Annotated in this window: 4 protein-coding genes, 4 tRNA genes and 1 rRNA gene; 1 reads left to right on the forward strand and 8 read right to left on the reverse strand. The window is 48.0% G+C overall.

Annotated features, from left to right (window positions below):
• The 5 genes from ACJHYD_RS24325 to ACJHYD_RS24345 all read right to left on the reverse strand — a co-directional run.
• Positions 1–321, reverse strand: a 321-nt coding sequence (locus ACJHYD_RS24325) for a GTP-binding protein (RefSeq protein WP_000031694.1), incomplete at its 3' end; no start/stop codon positions are given.
• A gap of 114 nt (positions 322–435) precedes the next feature.
• Positions 436–511: transfer RNA gene (locus ACJHYD_RS24330), tRNA-Thr, on the reverse strand.
• 6 nt (positions 512–517) lie between these two features.
• A tRNA-Gly gene (locus tag ACJHYD_RS24335) sits at positions 518–592 on the reverse strand.
• 116 nt (positions 593–708) lie between these two features.
• Positions 709–793, reverse strand: a tRNA-Tyr gene (locus tag ACJHYD_RS24340).
• 8 nt (positions 794–801) lie between these two features.
• Positions 802–877: transfer RNA gene (locus tag ACJHYD_RS24345), tRNA-Thr, on the reverse strand.
• Positions 878–1,238: 361 nt separating this feature from the next.
• Between ACJHYD_RS24345 and coaA the strand changes: the two genes are divergently transcribed.
• Positions 1,239–2,189: a type I pantothenate kinase gene (gene coaA, locus ACJHYD_RS24350; RefSeq protein WP_000023085.1), complete on the forward strand. Its 951-nt coding sequence runs from the start codon at positions 1,239–1,241 to the stop codon at positions 2,187–2,189.
• A 31-nt stretch (positions 2,190–2,220) separates the two neighbouring features.
• Here coaA and birA read toward each other — a convergent pair whose 3' ends face one another.
• The 3 genes from birA to rrf form a co-directional block, all read right to left on the reverse strand.
• Positions 2,221–3,183, reverse strand: a complete 963-nt coding sequence (birA, locus tag ACJHYD_RS24355) for a bifunctional biotin--[acetyl-CoA-carboxylase] ligase/biotin operon repressor BirA (protein ID WP_000654623.1) — start codon at positions 3,181–3,183, stop codon at positions 2,221–2,223.
• Positions 3,180–4,208 (reverse strand): UDP-N-acetylmuramate dehydrogenase, encoded by a 1,029-nt coding sequence (murB, locus tag ACJHYD_RS24360; RefSeq protein WP_001550403.1) that lies wholly within the window; start codon positions 4,206–4,208, stop codon positions 3,180–3,182. The genes birA and murB overlap by 4 nt, the downstream gene beginning before the upstream one ends.
• 136 nt (positions 4,209–4,344) lie before the next feature.
• A 5S ribosomal RNA gene (gene rrf / locus ACJHYD_RS24365) occupies positions 4,345–4,441 on the reverse strand; the annotation flags it as partial.

Genomic DNA, 4,441 nt, shown 5'->3' on the forward strand with positions numbered 1-4,441 from the left:
AGCAACTACCAGGATCGCGCCGTCCATCTGAGCAGCACCGGTGATCATGTTTTTAACATAGTCGGCGTGCCCCGGGCAGTCTACGTGTGCGTAGTGACGGGTCGGGGTGTCGTATTCAACGTGAGAAGTGTTGATGGTGATACCACGAGCTTTTTCTTCCGGCGCGTTATCGATCTGGTCGAATGCGCGAGCAGCACCGCCGTAGGTTTTAGCCAGTACGGTAGTGATTGCAGCGGTCAGCGTTGTTTTACCATGGTCAACGTGGCCGATAGTACCGACGTTAACGTGCGGTTTTGTACGTTCAAACTTTTCTTTAGACATCGATTGTCCCTCTAAGACACGGATAAATCGGTGATATCACCACATCAACCAGGCAACATGCCCGACTTGTTGAATGCAATAAACAGAAGGAAAAAACAGGGAGGAGAAAAGAAGTGGTGCTGATAGGCAGATTCGAACTGCCGACCTCACCCTTACCAAGGGTGCGCTCTACCAACTGAGCTATATCAGCACATCTTGGAGCGGGCAGCGGGAATCGAACCCGCATCATCAGCTTGGAAGGCTGAGGTAATAGCCATTATACGATGCCCGCATCCTGGAACTCGGCTACCTGATTTTCATTCTGCACTGAATATCGAGAGAAGCTCTCTTTATTCGAGCCGGTAAGCGAACTTATCGTCTCGGGCTACGCCATCGCGTGGCCGAAATTGGTGGTGGGGGAAGGATTCGAACCTTCGAAGTCTGTGACGGCAGATTTACAGTCTGCTCCCTTTGGCCGCTCGGGAACCCCACCGGACTTGATGGTGCCGACTACCGGAATCGAACTGGTGACCTACTGATTACAAGTCAGTTGCTCTACCTACTGAGCTAAGTCGGCATCAAGTAGCGCGCATTCTATGGAGACATGCGAGTTCATGCAACTAAAAAATTGCATAATTTGTTTTATTGGTCACATTTTATGCGACACGATGAAGAAACAGCCGAATGGAGGGCAGATTAGCACACTTTTTCAACATCATTGTGCTCAACAATGCGCTCCTGCTAAACCATAATTCTTTTTATCAGATGGAATATCTGTCACAGTGCTTTTCAACGATAGCTTCCTGGGAGAGATTTTTTCTTATTATTCCTCCCCATCTGGTGTTACCCTCCTGCCCATTAACCCATTCAACAGAACTGTGACGCGCCATGGCAAATATCGCTTTGCCGATAGAGCTATGACCGCCAGAAACATGCTTATGAGTATAAAAGAGCAAACGTTAATGACGCCTTACCTACAGTTTGACCGCAACCAGTGGGCAGCTCTGCGTGATTCCGTACCTATGACGTTATCGGAAGATGAGATCGCCCGTCTCAAAGGTATTAATGAAGATCTCTCGTTAGAAGAAGTTGCCGAGATCTATTTACCTCTGTCACGTTTGCTGAACTTCTATATAAGCTCGAATCTGCGCCGTCAGGCAGTTCTGGAACAGTTTCTTGGTACCAACGGGCAACGCATTCCTTACATTATCAGTATTGCTGGTAGTGTCGCTGTGGGGAAAAGTACAACCGCCCGTGTATTGCAGGCGCTATTAAGCCGTTGGCCGGAACATCGTCGTGTTGAACTGATCACGACTGATGGCTTCCTTCACCCTAATCAGGTACTGAAAGAACGTGGTTTGATGAAGAAGAAAGGCTTCCCGGAATCGTATGATATGCATCGCCTGGTGAAGTTTGTTTCCGATCTCAAATCCGGCGTGCCAAACGTTACAGCACCTGTTTACTCGCATCTTATTTATGATGTGATCCCGGATGGAGATAAAACGGTTGTTCAGCCTGATATTTTAATTCTTGAAGGGTTAAATGTCTTACAGAGCGGGATGGATTATCCACACGATCCACATCATGTATTTGTTTCTGATTTTGTCGATTTTTCGATATATGTTGATGCACCGGAAGACTTACTTCAGACGTGGTATATCAACCGTTTCCTGAAATTCCGCGAAGGGGCTTTTACAGACCCGGATTCCTATTTTCATAACTACGCGAAATTAACTAAAGAAGAAGCGATTAATACTGCCATGACGTTGTGGAAAGAGATCAACTGGCTGAACTTAAAGCAAAATATTCTACCTACTCGCGAGCGCGCCAGTTTAATCCTGACGAAAAGTGCTAATCATGCGGTAGAAGAGGTCAGGCTACGCAAATAATTTTCAGGGGAGCTAATGCTCCCCTATCTTATTATTCCGCACTACGCAGGGATATTTCACCGCCCATCCAGGGTTTTATTATTCCATCCTGCTCAAGCAATAAAGCGCCCTGTTTGTCTATTCCGCGTGAAATGCCAAATATTTCTTTATCACCAATGATAAGTTTCACTGGGCGATTAATAAAATTATCCAGCTTTTCCCAGCGCGAAAGATAAGGTGCCAATCCTTCTTGCTCGAAGAGTTCCAGCGCCGCGCGTAATTCACGTATGAGCATGGCCGCCAACGTATTACGATCGAGATTGATCCCGGCTTCCTGCAGCGTGATCCACCCTTGATTAACGACACTCTCTTCAACACGACGCATTGCCATGTTGATCCCTGCACCAATGACTATTTGCGCCGCATCGCCGGTTTTGCCAGTCAGCTCCACAAGAATGCCTGCCAGCTTGCGATCCTGCAGATAGAGGTCATTAGGCCATTTAACACGAACTTTATCTGCACCCAGCTTGCGTAATACTTCCGCCATCACGATACCGATAACCAGACTTAAACCAATCGCCGCCGCCGGGCCTTGCTCCAGACGCCAGAACATCGACAAATATAAGTTTGCGCCAAAAGGCGAAAACCATTTCCGCCCCCGGCGACCACGGCCAGCCTGCTGGTATTCTGCAACACAGGCATCGCCAGATTTAAGCTCTCCGATGCGGTCCAGGAGATACTGATTCGTGGAGTCAATAACTGGCAGCACGGCTACACTGCCGTCATCCAGCTGACTCAATATCTGTTCAGCATTAAGTAACTGGATTGGCTCGGGCAAGCTGTATCCTTTACCCGGAACAGTAAATACATCAACGCCCCAGTCACGCAGTGTCTGAATGTGTTTATTAATAGCCGCCCGGCTCATTCCCAGCGTTTCACCCAACTGCTCGCCAGAGTGAAATTCACCGTTCGCTAATAGGGCGATCAATTTCAGTGGCACGGTGTTATCCTTCATGAAATTGTCTCCACTGCGCTCACTTCACCTGATGCACCAATAAAGCGGACTTCAGGCTCAAGCCAGACATTAAATTTTTCACCCACTTTTTGTCTTACATGGTGTGCCAGTTGCACCACATCTTCGCTTTTTGCATTGTCTTCATTAATGAGAACTAACGCCTGTTGACGGTGCACCGCAGCCCCACCCATTTGCATCCCTTTTAGCTGGCACTGATCGATAAGCCAACCTGCTGCCAGTTTTACTGAACCATCCGCCTGGGGGTAATTTGGTGCTGTTGGAAATTGTGACAGTAATGCTTTAGCCGTTTCGGCAGATACAACAGGGTTTTTGAAGAAACTACCGGCATTGCCATTCACTTTTGGGTCAGGAAGTTTGGTGGTGCGCATATGACACACCGCATCAAATACTTGCTGTGGCGTTACTGTTGTAGGATCCAGACGAGTTAAGTCACCATACGTTAGTACAGGTTGCCACTCTTTTGGCAGACGCAGACCTACGGCTACAATGGCGAAGCGGTCCTGGTATTCATGTTTAAAAATACTGTCGCGATAGCCAAAACGGCACTCTTTGGCAGTTAAGCGCACTTGCTTGCCTGTCGCCAGTTCAACACAATCAACATAAGCGCAAACTCGCTGTAATTCTACGCCATAAGCACCAATATTCTGGATAGGTGATGAGCCGACACAACCAGGAATTAACGCCAGATTTTCCAGACCTGGCATACCTTCCTGCAAAGTGTATTTTACCAGGCGATGCCAGTTTTCTCCGGCTCCTACATGTAAATACCACGCATCAAGTTCATCATGAATTTCGATACCTTTGATCCGGTTGATGATCACCGTGCCGCGATAGTCTTTCAGAAAAAGTACATTACTTCCTTCACCCAGAATAAGAACGGGTTGCCCTTCTGCGGTTGCATGCTGCCAGGCATTGAGTAGTTGTTGTTCGTCTTCGGCACATACAATGTGCTGAGCATTATGATCAATGCCAAATGTGTTCCAGGGTTTTAAGGAGTGGTTCATAGCTGCTTTCCTGATGCAAAAACGAGGCTAGTTTACCGTATCCGTGGGGGGATGGCTTGTAGTAATGACGACAGGGAGAGTTTGTAGAAACGCAAAAAGGCCCAGTCTTCCGACTGGGCCTTCTGCTTAATTTGATGCCTGGCAGTTCCCTACTCTCGCATGGGGAGACCCCACACTACCATCGGCGCTACGGCGTTTCACTTCTGAGTTCGGCATGGGGTCAGGTGGGACCA

Source organism: Escherichia sp. WS1368 (assembly GCF_046487485.1).
GTDB classification, from domain to species: domain Bacteria; phylum Pseudomonadota; class Gammaproteobacteria; order Enterobacterales; family Enterobacteriaceae; genus Escherichia; species Escherichia coli.

What these genes read in the sequence shown, in the direction of transcription:
- birA (WP_000654623.1), bottom strand. Translation starts at nt 3,183, where the DNA reads ATGAAGGATAACACCGTGCCACTGAAATTGATCGCCCTATTAGCGAAC.
- murB (WP_001550403.1), bottom strand. Translation starts at nt 4,208, where the DNA reads ATGAACCACTCCTTAAAACCCTGGAACACATTTGGCATTGATCATAAT.
- coaA (WP_000023085.1), top strand. Translation starts at nt 1,239, where the DNA reads ATGAGTATAAAAGAGCAAACGTTAATGACGCCTTACCTACAGTTTGAC.